Below are 20,437 nucleotides of genomic sequence, written 5' to 3'. Positions count from 1 at the left end.
GAAAAAGATGCGATATATTTCCAATTTTTCGAAAATTGATAAAATGGTATTGGTAAAAATTTACTACACTATTGAGGATCGCGATCTCATCTACGACTAACGTACTGTGCACCTACGTTTCAGCATGGACATTCACCGAATAAAATAAACCTCCCAGCCAAACACAACGCACATTGTGTTATTTTTTTTGCCTTCTTTGCCTATGGTTCCTTCGTCTCCTCTGATTTGTCAAAACTTCTATCACATGATTAGCAAACAGGGCACGGTTTAAGTCTACGGCAATTCGCACACAGTTGTCTCCCGAACAATCGGTTGATCCAGGGCGAAAATTAGCGATGCTCAATCCATTTGCATAGCTTTCCTCATGCTGCACGCGGACCTCTCTCTTTTCATACGTAAACATCCTCGGGATCTCAAGGGTCGCCACTAATGCAGCCAGATCGTGCTGTGGCGTTCCTTCAATACCAGGTTCCAGTTCTTGATAGACTTCATAGTAAAAGTCAAGAATCGGCTCGACGATATCGAGCAGAGGGGAATCTGTCCGAGCATCGATCAGGTCCACATCCTCCGGCGTCAACAAAGCTTCTCTCGTCGCATTCAACGGAATCACGGTTAAATCAGGTACATGCTGACAAACATAATTTGCCGCGATCGCATCCCCATAAAAATTAGCTTCCGCAACCGCCGTAGCATTTCCGGGCACAAGAAACGCCCCACCCATGACGTACGTTTGCTTCACATCCGCCATCACCTCTGGATTCAAATACCAGGCTATGGCAAGCGACGTACAACGACCGACATTCACAATCGTAATTTCATTCGGGTCGTCCTCTTTAATGATCCGAAACAACTTACTAAAGTTCGAACGGTTAGCATAACGTTCCTCAGGAATCGGCGGCTGGATCGGACCAAGCCCTTCTTCGCCATGAATATCTGGGAAAAAGACAGGATCCTCCCCATTAAGCGGACGCGTAGCTCCCGAAATCACGGGGATATCACTGCGCCCCGCCAGATCTAGTAAATATTCTACATTTCGATAGGTTTTTTCTCGTTCTACATTTCCATAACCACTTACAACAGCTAATAGATCAATATCAGGATTCCTCAACGCATAAATTAAAGCCATCGCATCATCTATACCTGTGTCTGCGAACAAGATCACTTTTTTCATATAAATCACCTCAAGGTAACCTATGAACGAAGCGATATGCCCGCAACTGCCATTGTCCTTGGTATGTTTTTTCGAAAAAAAATCATCTCTTATCAAGTCGATAGGAGATGATTTTTGGACGCGCTTAAATAGATAGTTTTTCGTTAGGTACTTCTTTTTTATCCCGTGATTCCTACCTGGTTAAGACCGCTTTCTGTTGCCTGTACTTCTTCGCTTCCTTCCCCATAAATATCAATTGCTGATTGAATCAGCGCCTGTCTTGCATGGCTGAAGTCAGAAGTTGGTGTGAGATAAACTGTCAACGCACGGTAGTAGATTTGACCAAGCTTGTCTTTGCCAATCTGTTCGCCGGTCAGGTAGGCAGCATGGTTGATAATGGAGGAGTTGATATGAACCCCGCCGTTATCGAGTTCAAGTGGCAGGTCATAATACTCGTCCATGTGTGATGGGTACTTCCCTTCTCCATTGCCATAAGGGACAAGTTCTGGACCCACGGAATATTTACTCGGATTGCTCAGACTGCGCAAGGAAGTTCGTCCGGATTCTTTAGCTTCCTCACCCATAATATCTTCACCGATTTCCCAGTCTTCTTCATCGACTAAAGCTCCGAAAATATCCGAGAACGCCTCATTTAAAGCCCCAGATTGAAAACGGTATTTCAGCCCGGCAGAGTGTGTGGTAACCCCATGTGTCATTTCATGTGCGGCCACATCAAGCCCGGCAGACAAGGAAATGAAGAAGTCGCCATCGCCGTCACCATAGGTCATTTGCTGGCCATTCCAGAAGGCATTATTATAATTCTGGCCAAAATGGATGGAAGATTTGATCGCCATTCCTTCATCATCCAAGGAGTTGCGGTCATGCTCTTCAAGATAATACTCGTATACTTCCTCCGAATTATAATGAGCATCGACAGCTGCGCGGTCATAATCATCTTTAAAGGACGCGCTGTTATTCGAGTAAAGCACCCCAGGGAGTGGAAGGTCCTCACCGCCCCATGTATTCTTCATATCATAGGTGTAAATGCCATCTAAGTTCTCATGCGTATTGTCATATAAATAAAATTGTGTCCCTTTATGGTTATCTGTTTTATCATTCTTATGAGTGATATGTAGTTGCCGATGGTCACCCAGCACTCCTAGCCCGGATCCTGTTGCTGTTTTAAACCCATTTGCATGCATCAGTGCATTATATTTATCAATCACTTGACCGCTTTTTGCATCTACAAATACATACCAGTTCCCTGGTTCTTTGCCAAGAAAATTAACATTTACTTTATAAGCCAGCTGGTCTTGATCATTAAACGGGTAAATGACAAGCTTACTTGACGGTGTATAATTTAACTGTTCAGGAGCGTTCACTTCTTCTTTGGCTTTGTTCAAGGCTTCCGCTTTCGTAAGACTTGCCTCTGTTGATAATTCAGCCTCCTCAACACTATGATTGAAGTTACCACTCACTGATTGAACCGTTTTTTCCGCATCATAGTGGACGGTGACCTCACTTCCTTCAACAGGAACTCCATTCTTCGTCTGCTGAAGTGTAACGTGGGTCATGCCTAAATCATCTTTCTTCACCTGACCAGGCTTAAAGCTTGCCTGTGGATTTTTAATCTTGAACGTTTCTTTATTTTTCGCAAGGTGCTGTACCGCTGCATTCGCATTTACTTTACTGACTTGCTGCTTTTCTGCTTGTTTTTCTACGACAAAAATTGGCTTATTCCCTTTTGACTTTTGGAATTGTGCCGCCATCGATTCGACAGAAACCTGAGAGGGACCTGCGGGTTGAACAGCAAAAGTTTGTGTAGGGGCAAACGCTCCCACAACTAACGCGGATGACAATACAGCTACTGGTAAAACTCGTCTCTTTTTCAAATAAACTCCTCCTATTCAAGTATATAGTGTTTAGTATAGGAGAAATCTATCGTAATTAAAAGAATAGTAGGAACTATTTTAATAGTCAGAATTTAACCTTTCTAGATAAAATTTCACATGACTTTACCCCTATCAACAAATTACGCACAAAAAAACACTGTATAGGAAACAGTGTTTTTAACGATAATTCATCACTGGCAAAACTGATGATATCGTGCTATTCAATATACACGTTGTCTAACTGATCTATATGGACTACGATAATACCCTGTCTGTTTGTGATCGCCTCATCGATTAAAACTTCTGTTCCATCCAGGATTCACTTTTTCAATGGGCACTTAACTGTGTGGCAGCAACTGACCTTGAAACAAAAATAGCTGAGGGGACCCTTAGGATCGTTTCATCTGATAAAGACACCCATCAAAATTCCGATACAGTTAACCCCCTCCCCCACGTTTCATTAATGTTCTACAGAAACTTGTGTCTTCTTTTCAGAGGAGGAAGGTCTAATAGCAATCAGTGTGACTAACGCAGCGATCACACTTAAACACGCCAAACTGAGGTAAAGCATATCAGGGAACCTATCCATTAAGATTGCGATTACAGGAGGACCTGCTGCAACGCCGAGGAACCTCATACTGCTGTACAAAGATGTAACGGTCCCTCGTACATCTTTCTCCACACCTTCCGTAATCAGGGCATCAAGCCCTGGCAGTGACAGCCCTATCCCAATTCCGGCAATCGACAATAACACGAGCAGCATCACTAAATTCGTATCATGCTTCATGAAAAATAACGAAGCGGCAGCTACCCCATTCCCGATGATAATCGCCCATCTCATAATGACTTTATTTTCACCAATTTTCTTACCAGAAATGTAAGAAGCAATGCATAAGAATAACAACGGGATTCCGAGCAGCAATCCTTTATAAACACCGGTCACATTATATTCATCCTCAAGTAAGGAAGAGAGGTGAAATAAAAAACCAAATAAGACAAACATATTAATACAACCAATAATGAAAATTGATATGACCCATCGTCCATTATCGTGAAATACTTTTTTCACGGATTTTGCAAAATCGGAAAATTTCGTTTCCTTCTCTTTATCGTTCTTCGGTACTTTGACACACTTCATAACCAACAGGACCGATAACAGCGATAAGATCGGTATCGAGGCAAAAGGAATATACCAAATAATAACGGCTAATAAAGCACCAATCACAGGACTTAATACCTTTCCGAACGTATTGGACGTTTCAATTAATCCTAACCCTTCGCTCACTTGCTTCTCATCATCAAACATATCCCCAACAGTCGGAATGACAACTGGAAACGCCCCTGCCGCACCTATTCCTTGTAAAAACCGTCCGACTAGAATTAAGAAGTAAGGATCGTTCATTTTCCATGCAGCAAATGCTGAGACGGCCCCGCCTATTCCGGTAATAATTAAACTAGGTATAATAACTTTCTTTCTGCCAATCTTATCCGACAAATAACCGGCAATCGGAATAAGTAAAATGGCCACAACCGAGTATACGGTAATAATTAAACTGGATTGAAAAGCGGAAATACCAATTTGTCTTTCAATGATAGGCAAAACTGGTATTAACATGGAATTACCCAAGGTCATAACCAGAGGAATGGATGCTAACGCAATGAGATCCCACTTTTTCTTCTTCATAGATGTCCCTCCACATTCAATCTGCCTGCATACAATTTGTAGGCATTGTAACGCTTATTATGAGCAAGGCGACAATCATCTATTCTTACAAAAATTTCAATTTTGATGCATAAAAAAAGAGAACCGCTTAAGGTCCTCTTGGTGTTTAACCAATTGAGCTAGTGGAGCTCATCACGATATTACTTACCGGACAGTACTTTAATCCGTTTATTTATTTCTTTTCCAACCTCTTTCGTAGAGGCCTGGCCGCCAATATCGCTCGTTTTAACCCCGGCGGCCGTGGTCTCCTCAATAGCTTGTAATAGGCTGGCTCCCATATTGACTTCACCCAGGTGATCGAGCATCATTTTGGCCGTCCAGATCTGGCCAATTGGATTGGCGATCCCTTTTCCATAAATATCCGGTGCTGATCCATGAACCGGCTCAAACATGGATGGATGCTCTCCCGTAATATTCAGATTTGCTGCCGGAGCTATTCCGATGCTGCCCATAATCGCGCCACCGATATCAGTCAAAATATCACCAAACAAATTGCTGGCCACAATCACATCAAACTCCTGCGGCTTAGAAACGAAAAACGCTGCCAGTGCATCAATATGATTCTGATTAGCCTTAATCTCTGGAAACTCCTCCCTCACTTCATCAAAAACCGAATCCCAAAACGGCATCGAGTGGACGATCCCGTTAGATTTCGTGGCACTTGTCAACTTCCCTTTCCGCTGTGAGGCCAACTGAAACCCATATCTCATCGCCCGTTCCGTAGCTTTTCGAGTGAAAACAGCGTTTTGAATGGCGACTTCATCCGCGCCTCTATGTATACGGCCGCCAACTTCGCTATACTCTCCTTCACTATTTTCTCTCACGACCATAATGTCAAATTCTTTTGGAGCGGTCAGTGGGGAGGCCAAACCTTCAAAGTACTTGGCAGGTCGAATGTTTAAAGATTGATCCATTGACCGCCGTATTTTAATCAGCAATCCCCACAACGAAATGTGGTCTGGAACTAAACGGGGATCACCGACAGCCCCGAGCAGAATCGCATCAAACTTGTCGAGCTGCTCAATGCCATCTTCCTCCATCATCATGCCGTACTTTTGATAAAAATCACACCCCCATGGAAACTCGGTAAAATTAAACGTTACATCTCCAAACACCTCAGCAGTGTGTTGTAAAACATCGAGTGCAACCGGTACAACTTCTTTGCCAATCCCGTCCCCGGGTATGACAGCAATTCTGTAATGTTTCATTGGCTTCCTCCTTTACGCTTCTATCCGTTAAAAGTAAAAGAATAATTCTGAAAAGTCAAAAGAAGTCCCTTTTAGCAGGGACTTCTTTTCACGTATGATCATTACCTTCAAGTCAGAAAGTTCATGTACGAGGAGGCCGCCTTACGTCTGCTTCGTTACTTCCTCTCTAATCGTTCTTCTCAAAATTTTACCCACATTCGACTTCGGAAGCTCTTTTCGGAATTCAAGCTCCCGCGGGACTTTAAAGCTCGCCATATTTTGCCGGCAATACGCAATCAATTCCTCTTCCGTAGCTGATCCACCCTCTTTTAACACGACTACCGCGCGCACGGTTTCACCTCGATATGAATCAGGTACGCCGACGACCACTGCCTCCTGTACCGCTTCATGCTCATAGAGGACCTCTTCAACATCGCGCGGATAAATGTTATAACCGCTTGCGATGATCAAGTCTTTTTTACGATCAATCATGTACAAATACCCTTCATCATCAACTCGAGCAATGTCCCCTGTATAAAGCCAGCCGTCACGAAGGGTAGTAGCTGTTTCCTCAGGCATGTTCCAGTACCCTTTCATCACCTGCGGACCGCGAATAATAACTTCTCCCGTTTCACCCGTCGGCACCTCTTCCACTCCCTCGCCAACATCAACTATTTTATACTCAGTGGACGGCACCCCAATCCCAACACTCCCGGGCTTACGTTCCGCGAACAGTGGATTACAATGCGTCACAGGAGAGGTTTCTGATAAACCGTAGCCTTCAAAAACTTTTGCACCGGTTTTCGCTTCAAAATTGCGCATTAACTCCTGCGGCATTGGGGCACTGCCGCTATTGCACACACGAATGCTGTCAATGCCATAGTCCTCTGCTTTAGGATGATTGGTTATCGCCACATACATCGTCGGCACACCAGGGAAGAAGGTCGGCTGCTCTTTCTTAATCGTTTGCAGCACTTCCTCAAGCTCAAAACGCGGCAGCATAATATTCTTTGACCCTGTGAGCATAGACAGGTTCATACAGGAGGTCATGCCAAACACATGAAAAAGCGGGATCACCGTTAAATAACGCTCTTGCCCCATTTGAACTTCGTCTTTGAAAAATTCATTCGTCTGCACAACGTTAGCCACCACATTTCGGTGTGTGAGCATAGCTCCTTTTGAGCGTCCTGTTGTGCCTCCTGTATATTGCAGGACGGCAAGATCTTCCTGCGGGTCTATGGAAACAGCTTTTGGTGCACCTTGAGCTCCTTGTAAAAAAGCGGAGAATTCCGTTTCATTATTTACTGGCTTATCATGTCCATTGAATTCAACCACAATTACCTTTTTGATCGATGTATTGTTTTTTACCTTTTCAAGAACTGGAACGAGTGGAGCATAGATCACGATCGTTTCCGCTCCAGAATCTGATAAAATATGCTCCAGTTCACGGCCCACTAGCATTGGATTCACCTGCGTTACCACAGCCCCTGCAGTTAACGTCCCATAATAACTGATCACATAATGAGGACAGTTCGGAAGCATAATCGCTACACGGTCCCCTTTGTTGACCCCATTTTGTTGAAGGGCAGACGCAAAGGCACCTGTTTGCAGGCCTAACTCTTTATACGTGATTTCGTTCCCACAAAAAGATAGCGCCGGGTTATTCGGAAAACGCTCGACGGACTGTTGCAATATGGCGGTAAGCGGCACATTCGGAATCTCGACTTCATTCTGAATATGTTCAGGATAATGTTTTGTCCACACTCTGTTTATCATAGTTTCCTCCCCCTGGTAAAAACGTTTACGGACGCTTATTGATAACGCTTACAAAAATGCAGTCACTACAATGAATTAGCTCTCCCCCTCTTCTCTTTTTTAAACGAAACCAGTTGATTAATTATCTTGAAGTGAAACTATTTCTGTCTTATTTTACTATATCTCAATTATTCTGAAAATTCAATCGTTATATTTCTTTTTTACCAGTAAAGATGACGAACTTATGATGGGCAGCTTATACGATAGTTCCTTTTTATTGGCTATAAATCTTCGCATAATAGAATTCCATTATTTAAAAAATCCCTCATTTTATTTTAGGATTCCACCATGTTAAGTAAGAAACAACTCAGTGAGATCCTTATCTGGAAAAATATTCGCAACCCTTGCACATTCATTTCCCTTCTGATATTTGCTAAACTGTTAAGTAATATCTAAATATATTAAATTAATCAGTGTGGGGTAATATCTATGTTCGTTCCTATTCATCTTGCTTCGATTTCGGTCATCATTTTGCTGCTTATCGCTGTGAATCATTTGTATAATACATCTAATAAGAAAACCGCCACCATCATGCATTACATGCTGCGTCTTTTATACCTTGCAGCGATTGTATCTGGGGGCTTTTCACTTGGTATGCAGCCGGTATCCCTCGGCAGTCTATTTAAGGTATTTTTAGGCATGAGCAGTATAGGTTTAATCGAGCTATACTTCATGCACAAATTAAAGGAAGATACACCACAGTTTTTACCCGTTATACTTATTATATTTTTATCCCTGACAATCATAACTGGATTACTACTTCCTCTCGGCATTTCTGTTTTTTGAAGATCATCCTTTTATAGAAGCAGGTGCGATAAAAATACAAAAAAGAAAGGGATCACAGTTGTTAGCTGTAATCCCTTTAGATTGCGTGCGACAAGAGTCGACCGGCTGCCCCCCGCGAAAAGCGAAGTACTTTTCAACTACGGAGCAACTAACGCTATGAGGCTAGATATCCTTTTCCTTACGCTTTCTTACTATTAGGTCCATGGAGAATCCGATTCGTTCGATGAGTACCGTATTTATCCTTCAAATTCAATCGTTCCACTTCACGAAGCATTTTGTTGTAATTTTTCAAACGATCAGGAGACAGCTCATTAGCTTCGAGCGCTTTCGCCACGGCGCAGCCTGGTTCCTTGTCGTGCGAACAATCACGGAATTTACACTGCCGGCTCAAGTGTTCGATGTCTGAAAAAGTTGCATCCACATTGGCCGATTCGCCCCAGAGCTGCAGTTCCCTCATCCCTGGTGTGTCGATGACAACTGTCCCGTTAGGCAGCGAAAATAACTCGCGGTGTGTAGTTGTATGTCGGCCGCGGCCATCTTCTTCCCTTACTTGTTTCGTTTGCTGAATTTCTTCACCTAACAGCCGATTCAGGAGTGTCGATTTTCCAACACCTGAGGACCCTATTAGTGAGATCGTTTCGCCTGCTGTCAATTCTTGTTCCAGCACATTAACTCCACTGCCATCCAGACTGTTAACGGTATAGACGGGGACGCCGGGAGCATGACGCTCAATGTGAGCAATTTTCGCCATCACATCGGAACATAGGTCCTGTTTTGTGCAAACAATTACCGGTCTTGCCCCGCTTTCATAGACCTGCATTACATAACGCTCGATGCGTTGGATGTTAAATTCCTTGGTCAATGACGTCACAATAAACACGACATCCACGTTTGCCGCGATAATTTGTTCATCATTTCCCGTTCCAGCGGCTTTACGTGATAAAACCGTGCGTCTGTTTAATACTTGATGAATTCTGGCCTTATCCTGATCATACCGTTCATAAATGACCCAATCCCCTATGGCAGGCCACAAACGCGATTGCTCCGCCTCATATCGGAATTTTCCCGAGACGGTTCCGGTATAAGAGTTTGTCTCTGTCCGTACGGTATAAATCTCTTGCGATGCCCTCGTAATTCGCCCGATTAGAGCGTCTTCCTCTGCTTGTTGCGTAAAAAAGTCATGTACAAAAAAATGATTCACCGAATTCCTCCTAAGTTGTTGGAGGACATTATGAGTTGCTGTGCCCTCCATTTGATGTTTGGATGGTTGGTTTAATGTCTACAATTAGATTTGTCATAACACATCAACTCCTTCTGTTTAATAGCTATATTATAGCAGATTTTTCAGACTTTTCACTACTAAAAACACCTGATTTTACATGAAGAGTAAAATCAGGTGTCGATCAGCTATTGCAGCTGTTCTTTAAATACATTTTTTACTTTTGGAACAACTTCATGACTGCCGTTTTGTACATCTTCAATCATCATCGCAACAAGCAAACGAGGATCGTCCGTATTCCAGGCGACAAACCAGCCGTTTTCTTGTCCCTCGGCATCTTGAGATTTCTTCAGCTCTGCTGTCCCTGTCTTTCCTGCCAGGCTTAATCCTTCAACCTGTGGTTCGTATCCCGAACCTTCCGGGTTATTGACCACTTCCTTCAAGTCTTTACGAATAGTCTTAGCAGTTTTCTCTGACACAACATTTTCATGCCAGGCCACACTTGCTTCCTCGTCTTTAATCAGAACGGGATCAAGCAGAGTCCCATTTGTCACAAACGGAGTATAGGTTAGAGCAAGGTGTAAAGTGCTCATTTCCACTTCACCTTGTCCGTACCCCGTATCAGCCAGCTCAATTTCATTACCAAATCCATCTTCCCCTGTAATTTGCGAAGATGTGATCGGATAAAGGAAAGGGATTTCTTCTGAGAACCCAAAGTCTTTCGCTTCTTTCAAGAAGGTTTCCCCGCCAATTTCAAGAATCGTGCGGGCAAAATAAATATTATCCGATCGAACTAACGCATCCCGCAGGTTAACAGATTTATCAACGTTTGCACTCTCGACCCTGTTTACAGAATAATCTCCCCAGCCTTCTTTAGAGAAGGAACGATCAGGAATCGACATCTCTTCAGCTGGATCAATGATTCCCGTCTCTAAACCAATCGCAGCCGTAATTGGCTTGAAGGTAGAGCCGGGAGCATACGTATTATTAAAACGATTCGTCATTGGCTTCTGCGGATCATTTTGTAATTCGGAATACTGTTCAGATGTCATGCCTAGAATAAACTGATTAGGATCATATGCAGGTGTACTGACAAGCGCCATTACCTCTCCCGTTTGCGGGTGGAGTGCCGCCGAAGATCCTGCATTGCCTTTTAATTGATTGTAAACCGACTTCTGGACCTCTGCATCAATCGTCAGTGTCACATCTTTTCCATCCACAGCTTCCTGTTTCGCTAACACTTCACGCTGATCGCCTTCACTACCCACAATCGCAACGACTCCTCCTGCCTTACCTCGCAGTTTGTCCTCAAGCACAAGCTCAAGGCCCGCTTTTCCAATCGTGCTTGTAGACGTATATCCTTGATCTTTCCTTTCTTTCAGCTGCTCAGCTGTAATCGATCCGACATAGCCGGTTAAATGCGCGGCTGCTTTTCCTAAAGGATAGACGCGTGCGTTTTTTTCTTGAAACTTCGTGCCATTCAATGGACGTATTTTTTCAATTAACTCTTCATTATCACTTTGGATAGAAGCTAGGGGCACAAAAGATGTGGTTTGAACCCACGATTGATCAAGCTTCTCGTTAATCGTTTCAACCGAAATGTCTAACAGTTCTGCCAGCTTTTCCTTCACTTGCTCGCGATCATCTTCCATCCAGTCCGGCACAAGTCCAACACTCACAACTGTGCCATTCACGGCAAGCTCCTGACCATTTACACCAAATATTTCCCCACGTTCAGGCTTCAGCACTTGAGCGGAGATTTCGTCCCCTTTTTCCATCCCGGCAAAAATCATCGACGGATCCCAGGTCATCATCCATGCGTCCGAATCTTCCCCTTCTTCAAACGTAAGCTTGGCTTGATGGGAAAATTCAATGGACCCCGCCAGCGTATCCATATTGACACTGTAATCAAAGCTAGGGGGTTCTTCTGGTTTATACTCAACGTCTCCCTCGGGCAAACTATATGTAACCTTGAGGTTATTCATCTGGATACCTTCATAAATTGTCTTGTAACGTTCAACAAATTCCTCTTTTTTAACCTGAGCCTTGGACTCTTCTCCAAGCAATGCGTACATGTCTTCATATTCTTGATTTTCCCATGCTTTCATATACTTTTTAAAGGTGGTCTCAGGATTAGGCTGTTCGGAACAGCCGACAAGTCCTATGCATACGATAATCAATAGTGATACCAATGCGCTTCTCATGTTCTCCCCCTTATCTCTGTTTATATTTCAGTATTCATTTTTTAAGAAGGGTGTCTTTTGACATCATTCTCCATAATTCCCTAGACTCATTATATCAAATCAGTTCTAAATAAAAAGCATGATAAACCGGGGCTATATCTTCAGCAAAAAACCACTCCATTTATCTAGCAAAACTAGACGTTTTTCGCTGTTGAAAGCCGCTGGCTGCGAATGGTAACATTATGAAACTACCTACAATTCCTTTCGAATAGGAGGTGTTATAAATGGCATGGATGCAAGAGATTGTCTGGCTTTCACCCGTTCTGTTAGGGATCTTTGCGGTTAGTATGTTCGGGTCTTACCTGGCGTTCAAACAGAAGTCATACCGAATGTTGCTCATTGCCGGAATCCTCCATCTGGTTATCAGCCCATTTTTCGCCTACAGCTTTGGCCCATTTATGTTTGCCATCGGAATCCTTGAGTTTTACATGGGTGCGATTAACAAAAAGAAATCCAAAGAGGTTGTAAGACTATAATTTGTAGTCTTACGAATCTTTCACCCTCCTCTCGATATAACTGCATACATGACCGAGGGTGGGAAACTCCTCAAACCCGCCGGTCCTCATCGGATCAACCTCGTTATCTGTATCGATTCCCCAGTAATTCATAAGATCCCCAAGCGCACGTAACAAAGCTGCCTCATCTCCATCGAAAAAATTTCGCAAATCCGCTTGTGTTGTCAGGTACTCTGCATTGTTATGATATGATCCTTCACTATGCTTATGAACATATTTCACAGTGGACAAGTAAATCTCATACACCATCGTCTTCTTTTCGGTGACTCCTTTTACTTCTTTTCTCACTTTGTAAAAATCATAATTATAAATATTGGTCAAAAGAGTTCACCATCCCATATTTTATGTTCTTTATTCTTTCTACATATAGGGGGTGAATCCCTCTATCCATTCACGACAAATGCATATAGACAGCAATTCATATGTCCATATGTTATCCTTTTTCCAAGATCACTCATAATTTGGGAGGAAACATAATGAATGAAACGATTGAAACCCTATTAAACCACCGCAGCATTCGTAAATTTACCGATAAAAAATTAACCGATGAACAAATCCATACGATTATTAAAGCTGCCCAGCAGGCATCCACCTCAAGCTATATGATGGCTTATACAATCATAGGGATTACCGATCCCGACAAGAAAGCTGCCCTGGCTGAGGTTAGCGGCCACCCGCACGTTACCCAAAATGGTCATCTGTTAATTTTTTGCGCCGATCTGAAAAGGCCCGTTGCACAGGCCACGAGTGAACAATATGAAGCCACGCGTGCGAACTTAGAAAATAGTGAGCATTTCTTAGTCGCAGCGATTGACGCAGCCCTTGCGGCTCAGAATGCAGCCATTGCTGCAGAATCTATGGGGCTTGGCATGTGTTACCTCGGAAGTATTCGCAATAACTTAGCACGAACCGATGAAATACTCGAGCTGCCAAAACACGTCATTCCTTTGTTCGGGATGGCCATTGGAACGCCGGATCATCAGCCTGAGTTGAAACCGCGCTTGCCGATTTCGGCGGTTTATGCAGAAAATGAGTACCCAGCATATGAAGAAGATGTGGCAGCATTCGATCAAGAGCTCGCCGACTATTACGAATCCCGGTCTACTAATAACCGCAAGGATACGTGGTCTGAACAAATGATCCGTCGCTTCGCTAAACCGATGCGCATGGACGTTACGGAACTTGTGCAGAAGAAAGGGTTTAATAAAAGATAATTTCAAAGGAAAGAGCCTGTTTGGACCAGTATCTGGTTCTAGCAGGCTCTTGTTATAATACTTGCTATGTAATCTAGGTCACATCTTGATGATTAGCACAAAAATAAGGGTAGTAAAGAACGAAATAACTGAGGGGACTTATAACGCTTCAGTATTTAATTTTAGCTTGCGGAGGAGACCCCACATGACACGGTACATGACACCCCTACGAACCCCAGAGACCGTTGATAGAAAGCGCTTCTTCCAGGAAAATTAGGTCGGAAACAAAGAAGAAATAATGATTATAAAAAAGATTTGAAATAAATACTGAACGACTACTACATCATCCACAAAAAAATTTTTGTTTCAAACTCGACACCTAACCTGCCCTCTCATTCGATTATAGAAGTAACCCGATCGAAAAGAGGATATAATAACCATGAATATAGAAACTCTTCGCAACCTCCAACCATTTCCCACAAAAAAAGAACTAGACCTTCGTGTACGAGCCTTCCTGTATCATCATAAACCAGCCCTATCAGAAGGAACACTTGCTATTCTGAAATACATATGGCGTCATTCTGTAAAATATCCTGGCGTTTCTTTTGCGAAAGTGGAAACCATTCAGAACAAGACCAGCAAAAGCCGCAGCACAGTGATTCGCGCTATTAATTGCCTGGAAAAGAAAGGATTACTCTCCCGCGTACCGACCATTCGGCCAAATGGCAAGCGTGGCGTCAATATCCTCGTGTTTCGTGAAGATGGCACTGAAATTCTCCCTGAACCTGAAAACAGACCAGAGATTCCTGTGGCAGCAGAACCCCCTTGCGAACCTGTCCACATAGAAAAAACGCAGCCTGAAGCTGAAACCGTAGTGAACAAGGATGACCAGGTCAACAGTAACGATTCTCTCTTTCTACCAGCCTACATCCCGGAATCCTTTATTAGCGTTTCCCGTCCCTTTTTATCTCCACATGAAATTTTGTCAGCATGGAAAGGCGCATTAAATGCATACAAGTATGTAAATCTTACCTATCCGATTGAATGGTACCTCGAACAGATTAATCAGACCTTTAAACAAGCGGTTTTCGCGAAACGAGAAGGCACCATTAAGAAAAACTTCCTCGGGTATTTTTACGGTGGATTGAAGCAAACCTTTACCCAAGCGGTTCGTAAGGAAGTGATGGCCGACAGTTCGAACCTTTATTACGACTGGTTAGAGGGCTAGTAACGAGATTACATCCACTCCAGCAGTATCGTGATGACGAGGCTTTGAATGAGCAGCACAACCGCACTATTTTTGGTCAACATTCTACCCCTATTGATAACAAGACGATGATAGAAAAAATGAATCACAAATACACTAACCAAGGTTAATAGAAATATTAAAATAAAATCAGACATATGTTCACGTTCCTTTAAATTGAAATACGTTCTTCCTCATTACTCAAGGAAAACCGCTGCACACACAGTTATGATCAACATCAAGAAGATACCGCCAAAAATAAAATAGCCAATCAGCTTGATCAAAAGCGGCATCCGCCCGCCTCCACCACTTGGGTAGCCTTCTGTTTTTTGTTTTTGTTCAGTCGCATCATTAAACGGTGTAGGACGATCCGAGTCATACTTAGACACCTTAACACCCCCGTTCCTTATATTAACATAAATTACCTAATTTCTATGCTTGTCGGAACAAAAAGTGCAGTGGTCCCAGGCAGGCACGATAGAGGGAATTCGGATTTAAGGAAGTTCGACTAGGTTCGGCAATCACGGAAGTTCTGTTAAAACCGGTATGTGCCAACGTCGAACTACCTCATATCCCGGGAGCTCTGAATTTACGGCATTAACTGCAATACGTCTCCCGTAAAATCGTCCATATCTGTCGTATGGTATTTGCCGTTTACCCAATCATCAGCCTGATCCTGATACCATTTACTGCGGAAATGGCCAGATTGACCTGGTCCAACCACATGGTCTGCGGCTGTCGGATTCGCTAAATCAATCACATAACGCCAAGACGCTCCGTGGTTAACGATTCCTTTATCATTATAACCAGCTGCCCGTACGGTCACTCGGCTTCCACTAACAGGCACAGGGTCGCCAGGATTATAAAATCGTTCCAGGATTGCAATGCTTGAAAGTGGATGGGTGAACTCAACAGCGTGACTTTCTCCCCATTTCCACTCCTTTGGATTCTCTCCAAATTGCTCAGTTAATTCGTTGATCGTTACAGAAAAAGACTTCTGCAGTACTTGTTCGATCCCGCCGGCCTCTTCCATCCAGATTGAACTACCGCCATTCCTTACGTCCCTTAGTAATTCATCTGTCGTTTGCCCCATACCGTGAAAAAGTTCCTGCATGTCTTTCGGAATCGCTTCATTGTAAAGTGTGTCCTCTATGTTTTCCAACCATGTGTGAAATATCAAAGGCTGTGGTAAGTTATGGAGGTCTTGATACTCCCATTCCCCCAGTAAATTCAAGGCTGTTTGCTCAGCTTCGTTCTCACCGTTCTCTGCCACTTTTAACATATACGGTAAAAACTCAACAGCTTGTAAGTTTTTGACGTCCAGCTGCATCGCCTTCATAGTATCCATCGTATGAACTTCCTGCCCCTCGATCATCTCCACGCTCCGTTGATAACGATAAGGCTGGGCCCAGTTATGACTAATATGATAGGGATACGATTCATTAACCACTTTATTATTGGCCGATGCAAGATAGCCTTTATCAGGATTAACAGTCGTTGGCAGTTCATCAAATGGGATAAAACCCTGCCATGCGTCCTCCTGTTCCCAACCTCTTAGCGGCAGCAATGCATCATCTCCATCTTCATAAATAGGAATTCGTCCATTTGCTTTGTAGGCAATTGTTCCATCTTTAGAAGCGAAAACAAAATTCTGCGCAGGGGCGAGGAACTTTTCCAAACCTTCTTCAAACTCCTGCCAGTTGCTAGCTCGGTTTATTTCTAACACAGCCTCCAGCTCAGTGGTCGGATCAAGTGCTGTCCAGCGCAGCGACATCACCACGTCTTCACCGCTTTTCTCAGCAAATTCGCTAATTACGGGACCATGCCGTGTTTCCAGGACCTTATAATCAATAGTTTCCCCGCCCTTTACTTTAATAGGCTCTGAAATGACTTCAGCTTGCTCCCATTCTCCTTCAAACAGAAACTCATCTGGATCTTCTGGATTTCTTTTTTCTACATAAAGCTGCTGCACATCAGGGCCGACATTTGTTACACCCCAGGCGATCTCCTCATTATGGCCGAGAATAATTCCTGGAATCCCGGCAAAAATCACCCCTGACACTTGATACTGTGGTGAATTTAAATGCATTTGATACCATATCGACGGTGTAGCCAGACCTAAGTGAGGATCATCAGCTAACAGCGGAAATCCTGAAGCTGTTCGTTCACCACTGAGCACCCAGTTGTTGCTGCCATTAAACTCTGGCGGGATGACCGCTTCCTTGAAACTTGCTGCCACATTGACGGTCTCGGCATCATTTATGATCGTAGGGGCTTCATCAGGGTAAGTTGGAAATAACTCAAGGGCTTTTGCTTCAGGAAACTCGTTGAGCAAATAGTAATTAAACGCTTGTCGCTCCCAATGTCCTCCTAAATCAAAGGCCATGTATTTGCCAATGGTTAACGAATCAACAGGTGTCCACGGCTCTGGTTCGATCCCCATGAACGCAAATCCAGGCGGCAGACTGTTTTCCTCCGTAGCCTTTCCCATGTAGGCATTTACACCTTCCGCAAAAGCCTGCAAACTCTGTTTCGCTTCCTCCGAGTACTTAGGCAGAGAAGCTTCAGCCGCTCTCCGCAGTCCCAGTGTTCTGAAATATTTATCTTGCTCAAGTGTTGACTCCCCAATCACTTCACTTAACGTTCCTGATGCCTGCCTTCTCGAAAGCTCCATCTGAAACAGACGATCCTGGGCTTGCACAAATCCCTGTGCCATAAACAGATCATGGCCGTTGCTGGCCATAATATGCGGGACGCCATGTTCGTCCCTTGTCACGGTCACCCTCCCATGAAGTCCTTCGAGGTTTATTTCCCCGGAAATTTCAGGAAGACTGCGGTTTATGTAACCGTTTACAAAAATGAATACCCCGACTACCATGATCAGCACGATCATTCCCAAAATCAGACTTACCTTTTTCCACCGTTTCATCTTTTTCTTTTCCGGAAAGCCGGTTTCTAAAGCTTCCACCTGGTCATCCCCTTTGTGAGACTTTTTATCTATTATACAGGAAAGTGAAAATTTTCTATATCGCTAAATTTGTAAAAATAATGAAGATTAATGGTATTTAACAAAAAAAGCACAGCTCATTTAGTGAAGAATTTGAGCTGTGTTTCACATTCTCATACGTTATTTTAACGAATCTTTTTTACTAATAACACGGCGTTTAAATAATGATTGTTCCCTATCATGCCATTTGGCAGAACAGTAATTGTGTCGTCTGGATTTAAGGATAACAGAATCGTTTTTGATCCGTTAAAATAAACCGTACTTGCTGTGCTATTTGAAAAGTAAATACTGGAAATAAGCTGCTGGGTTCCATTGACGGCAATACTGTAACGAAGATAAAAATCATTTGACTTTGACACACGGTCCGTTAAGGAAAAGTGGATCTCATATAATCCTGAACTCATTACAGTAATCGAGTTGGATGCTGGATCGGCATCCATACCGGAAGTTGGCCCAGCCGTAGCAAATTCAATTGGTACAGAGTTAACTGGTTCGATTAGAATACCAGGAAAACCATAGAGTGATCCGTACACAGGCTGATGGTTCAATGGTAGTTGGGCACACATATTTTTTCACCACTTATAACTTTTTTATATATATTATGTGGTCAAAGGAGTGCCTGTCTGTATGCTTGCCGCGGTTCTGTAATATAATTTACGAAATGTTGAGAGGGCATCACCTCTCGATCCTTCGTATTATATTTAAAATAACTCCATCCTTTGTAGGAAAAGTCCAATCAAAAACACTTGAATCGAGCATAAGATTCAAGTGTAATCATTGGCCTCATCCATTCCGTCATCTCCATAGGGGCGGCCTTTATTTACGGAACAATGAGAGCAGCCAGTCCCAATTTCCTTTAGGTTTATTCACCGACTCCTCTAAACGTTGTTGTGAACGCCATACTTCTTTCTGTTCGTTCCTTATATGTTGTAGTTCATTTTGTAATGTTTCGTTTTTTTCCTGCTCATGCTGCAGCAGCGTTTCATACTGGGTCTTTTGCTGTTCAATCATTTTCTCTATCTTTGCATTCATCTTTTGTGTGGAATTCCCAACGCCTGAACTGATGGCATGGTGATCTTGTCGAAGTCGGGCAACAGTAGATTGAAGTTCAGCTATGTTATTCGAAAGCTGCACATTCATTTCACGAGAGGCTGCAAGTTCATTGGATATAAACAGTAAGAACTCTCTTAACTGATGAGGATCTTGAAGTGTGCTGTCATATGTATCGGATGTCGCCAGCTGTGTTTCACTAAATCCTTCTAATCTTTCTTTTTGTAGATCGGCAAGATCTTTGGCTGTATCGTCAGCCGGCCTGTCCGTATCGCGTAACGCTATAAGCGATTCTATATCAGAGCGCACGAATATACGCCGATGCCCATCTTTAAAAAACTCATATCCATTTCGCTCTAAAATTTGCCCATACTTTCGTACAGTCGGCGTTGCGATGTTTAATTCTTCTGCCACCTCTTTAGTAGAGAAAGCTCGTTCATTAGGTTTAATATCGTGTCGCATGTCGAACCTCCTTCTCTTTTTAATATGAAGGTTATTCGCTAGTTTGGCAAGAGTATATCGCCTAGCGATTTGTTTCTAAACAGGAGTCTATCAGCCCATATAGTAAGGAATCCTTGGAAAGCGTAATGATAATAGATCCACAAATCCATAGTACAGTGAAAAGCACGCTCTCTTCAGAACGTGCTCAGCAGAATAGTTTATTGCTCTTTCTTTTCCCACTTACGCTGGAACACTACATTCGAAAGGATTATCCCCAGCTCGTATAACACAATCAAAGGGACAAGCACTATGAGTTGAGATAGAAGATCAGGGGGTGTAATCAAGGCTGAAACAACTGCCATCACAAGATAACCATACTTCCTTATCTGCCTCAGTTTACTTGGGGTTACGATCCCGATGGCTGTCAGAAACATAAGTAAAAGCGGTACTTCAAACAAAAAGCCAAGAGGGATTGTGGTCATCAGCATAAAAGAGAAATATTCTTTAGCTGTAATCATCATCTCGAAATTTTGCGCTCCAATCCCCATTAGAAACCCATAGACAGTCGGAAACACGATGAAAAAGCCAAAAGCGATCCCTGTTAGAAAACTAATTAAAATGCCCGGGATAAACGAGAGAGCTGTCTTGCTTTCTTTCGTTGTCATAGCAGGTTTAACGAATTTCCAAGCTTGATAACCTATAAATGGAGCCGAGAAGCCTAAACTCAGACTTCCGGCGATTCCTGTATAAAACCTGACGACGTCCAGTGGTCCTAGCATCACTAGTTTGTTCCCGTCTGTCACAAAGGGGATGACGTAATTGATGGTCACCAGTATACCAATAAAACAAACGCCAAAAAAGATCAGCGAACTAATAATCGCTTTTCTCAAGTCAGTGATGTGTTCGACCAGTGTCTGTTCATCTTCCTCCACTACCTGTTTATCTAAGTGTGCTTCTTGCATGATCGATT

18 protein-coding genes are annotated in these 20,437 nt (G+C 43.2%); 4 read left to right on the top strand and 14 right to left on the bottom strand.

Translation table 11 applies throughout. From position 1 onward, the window contains the following. Nucleotides 1-178: 178 nt before the first annotated feature. The 5 genes from P9989_RS08715 to P9989_RS08695 all read right to left on the bottom strand — a co-directional run bounded on the left by P9989_RS08715 (nucleotide 179) and on the right by P9989_RS08695 (nucleotide 7,728). Entirely contained in the window at nucleotides 179-1,171 is a 993-nt protein-coding gene (locus tag P9989_RS08715) for a nucleoside hydrolase (protein WP_283078381.1), read from the bottom strand. 158 nt (nucleotides 1,172-1,329) lie between these two features. Next, nucleotides 1,330-3,042 carry a M4 family metallopeptidase gene (locus tag P9989_RS08710; protein WP_283078380.1) on the bottom strand — a complete coding sequence of 571 codons (1,713 nt, stop codon included), beginning with the start codon at nucleotides 3,040-3,042 and terminating at the stop codon, nucleotides 1,330-1,332. A gap of 460 nt (nucleotides 3,043-3,502) precedes the next feature. Further along, nucleotides 3,503-4,726, bottom strand: coding sequence for a bacillibactin exporter BcbE (bcbE, locus tag P9989_RS08705; RefSeq protein WP_283078379.1), 1,224 nt, complete (start codon nucleotides 4,724-4,726; stop codon nucleotides 3,503-3,505). Nucleotides 4,727-4,905: 179 nt separating this feature from the next. Next, the gene (locus tag P9989_RS08700) at nucleotides 4,906-5,973 is read right to left on the bottom strand and encodes a tartrate dehydrogenase (protein ID WP_283078378.1); all 1,068 of its coding nucleotides are present in this window, start codon (nucleotides 5,971-5,973) and stop codon (nucleotides 4,906-4,908) included. A 141-nt stretch (nucleotides 5,974-6,114) separates the two neighbouring features. Then, nucleotides 6,115-7,728 (bottom strand): long-chain-fatty-acid--CoA ligase, encoded by a 1,614-nt coding sequence (locus P9989_RS08695; RefSeq protein WP_283078377.1) that lies wholly within the window; start codon nucleotides 7,726-7,728, stop codon nucleotides 6,115-6,117. Nucleotides 7,729-8,196: 468 nt separating this feature from the next. On the opposite strand from P9989_RS08695, the gene P9989_RS08690 reads away from it, so the two are divergent. Then, nucleotides 8,197-8,553: a DUF1516 family protein gene (locus P9989_RS08690; RefSeq protein WP_283078376.1), complete on the top strand. Its 357-nt coding sequence runs from the start codon at nucleotides 8,197-8,199 to the stop codon at nucleotides 8,551-8,553. A 178-nt stretch (nucleotides 8,554-8,731) separates the two neighbouring features. On the opposite strand, the gene rsgA is transcribed toward P9989_RS08690, so the two are convergent. Together rsgA and P9989_RS08680 are read right to left on the bottom strand one after the other, a co-directional pair. Beyond that, a complete protein-coding gene (rsgA, locus tag P9989_RS08685; RefSeq protein WP_283078375.1) occupies nucleotides 8,732-9,754 on the bottom strand; it encodes a ribosome small subunit-dependent GTPase A in 1,023 nt (340 codons plus the stop codon). A 206-nt stretch (nucleotides 9,755-9,960) separates the two neighbouring features. Next, a complete protein-coding gene (locus P9989_RS08680; protein WP_283078374.1) occupies nucleotides 9,961-11,976 on the bottom strand; it encodes a penicillin-binding transpeptidase domain-containing protein in 2,016 nt (671 codons plus the stop codon). 263 nt (nucleotides 11,977-12,239) lie between these two features. Between P9989_RS08680 and P9989_RS08675 the strand changes: the two genes are divergently transcribed. Then, nucleotides 12,240-12,491, top strand: a complete 252-nt coding sequence (locus tag P9989_RS08675; RefSeq protein WP_283078373.1) for a hypothetical protein — start codon at nucleotides 12,240-12,242, stop codon at nucleotides 12,489-12,491. Nucleotides 12,492-12,500: 9 nt separating this feature from the next. On the opposite strand, the gene P9989_RS08670 is transcribed toward P9989_RS08675, so the two are convergent. Then, nucleotides 12,501-12,851 carry a hypothetical protein gene (locus P9989_RS08670; protein WP_283078372.1) on the bottom strand — a complete coding sequence of 117 codons (351 nt, stop codon included), beginning with the start codon at nucleotides 12,849-12,851 and terminating at the stop codon, nucleotides 12,501-12,503. Between the two features lie 155 nt (nucleotides 12,852-13,006). Here P9989_RS08670 and nfsA point away from each other — a divergent pair, with 155 nt between their 5' ends. Continuing rightward, entirely contained in the window at nucleotides 13,007-13,744 is a 738-nt protein-coding gene (gene nfsA, locus P9989_RS08665) for an oxygen-insensitive NADPH nitroreductase (RefSeq protein WP_283078371.1), read from the top strand. Between the two features lie 418 nt (nucleotides 13,745-14,162). Then, nucleotides 14,163-14,951, top strand: coding sequence for a helix-turn-helix domain-containing protein (locus tag P9989_RS08660; RefSeq protein WP_283078370.1), 789 nt, complete (start codon nucleotides 14,163-14,165; stop codon nucleotides 14,949-14,951). Nucleotides 14,952-14,959: 8 nt separating this feature from the next. On the opposite strand, the gene P9989_RS08655 is transcribed toward P9989_RS08660, so the two are convergent. The 6 genes from P9989_RS08655 to tatC form a co-directional block, all read right to left on the bottom strand. Then, nucleotides 14,960-15,127, bottom strand: a complete 168-nt coding sequence (locus P9989_RS08655) for a hypothetical protein (RefSeq protein WP_283078369.1) — start codon at nucleotides 15,125-15,127, stop codon at nucleotides 14,960-14,962. 39 nt (nucleotides 15,128-15,166) lie between these two features. Then, the gene (locus P9989_RS08650; protein WP_283078368.1) at nucleotides 15,167-15,358 is read right to left on the bottom strand and encodes a hypothetical protein; all 192 of its coding nucleotides are present in this window, start codon (nucleotides 15,356-15,358) and stop codon (nucleotides 15,167-15,169) included. Between the two features lie 200 nt (nucleotides 15,359-15,558). Next, on the bottom strand, nucleotides 15,559-17,898 hold the full coding sequence (locus P9989_RS08645; protein ID WP_283078869.1) for a penicillin acylase family protein: 2,340 nt from the start codon (nucleotides 17,896-17,898) through the stop codon (nucleotides 15,559-15,561). A gap of 203 nt (nucleotides 17,899-18,101) precedes the next feature. Further along, on the bottom strand, nucleotides 18,102-18,542 hold the full coding sequence (locus P9989_RS08640) for a hypothetical protein (protein ID WP_283078367.1): 441 nt from the start codon (nucleotides 18,540-18,542) through the stop codon (nucleotides 18,102-18,104). A gap of 250 nt (nucleotides 18,543-18,792) precedes the next feature. Then, nucleotides 18,793-19,488: a MerR family transcriptional regulator gene (locus tag P9989_RS08635; RefSeq protein WP_283078366.1), complete on the bottom strand. Its 696-nt coding sequence runs from the start codon at nucleotides 19,486-19,488 to the stop codon at nucleotides 18,793-18,795. Between the two features lie 197 nt (nucleotides 19,489-19,685). After that, nucleotides 19,686-20,429, bottom strand: coding sequence for a twin-arginine translocase subunit TatC (gene tatC / locus P9989_RS08630; RefSeq protein WP_283078365.1), 744 nt, complete (start codon nucleotides 20,427-20,429; stop codon nucleotides 19,686-19,688). Nucleotides 20,430-20,437 lie beyond the last annotated feature (8 nt).

It is taken from the genome of Halobacillus naozhouensis, from assembly GCF_029714185.1.
Classification (GTDB): Bacteria; Bacillota; Bacilli; order Bacillales; family Halobacillaceae; genus Halobacillus_A; species Halobacillus_A naozhouensis.
Note: the sequence above shows the minus strand (reverse complement) of the source record. Positions and strands in the feature narration are given on the sequence as shown.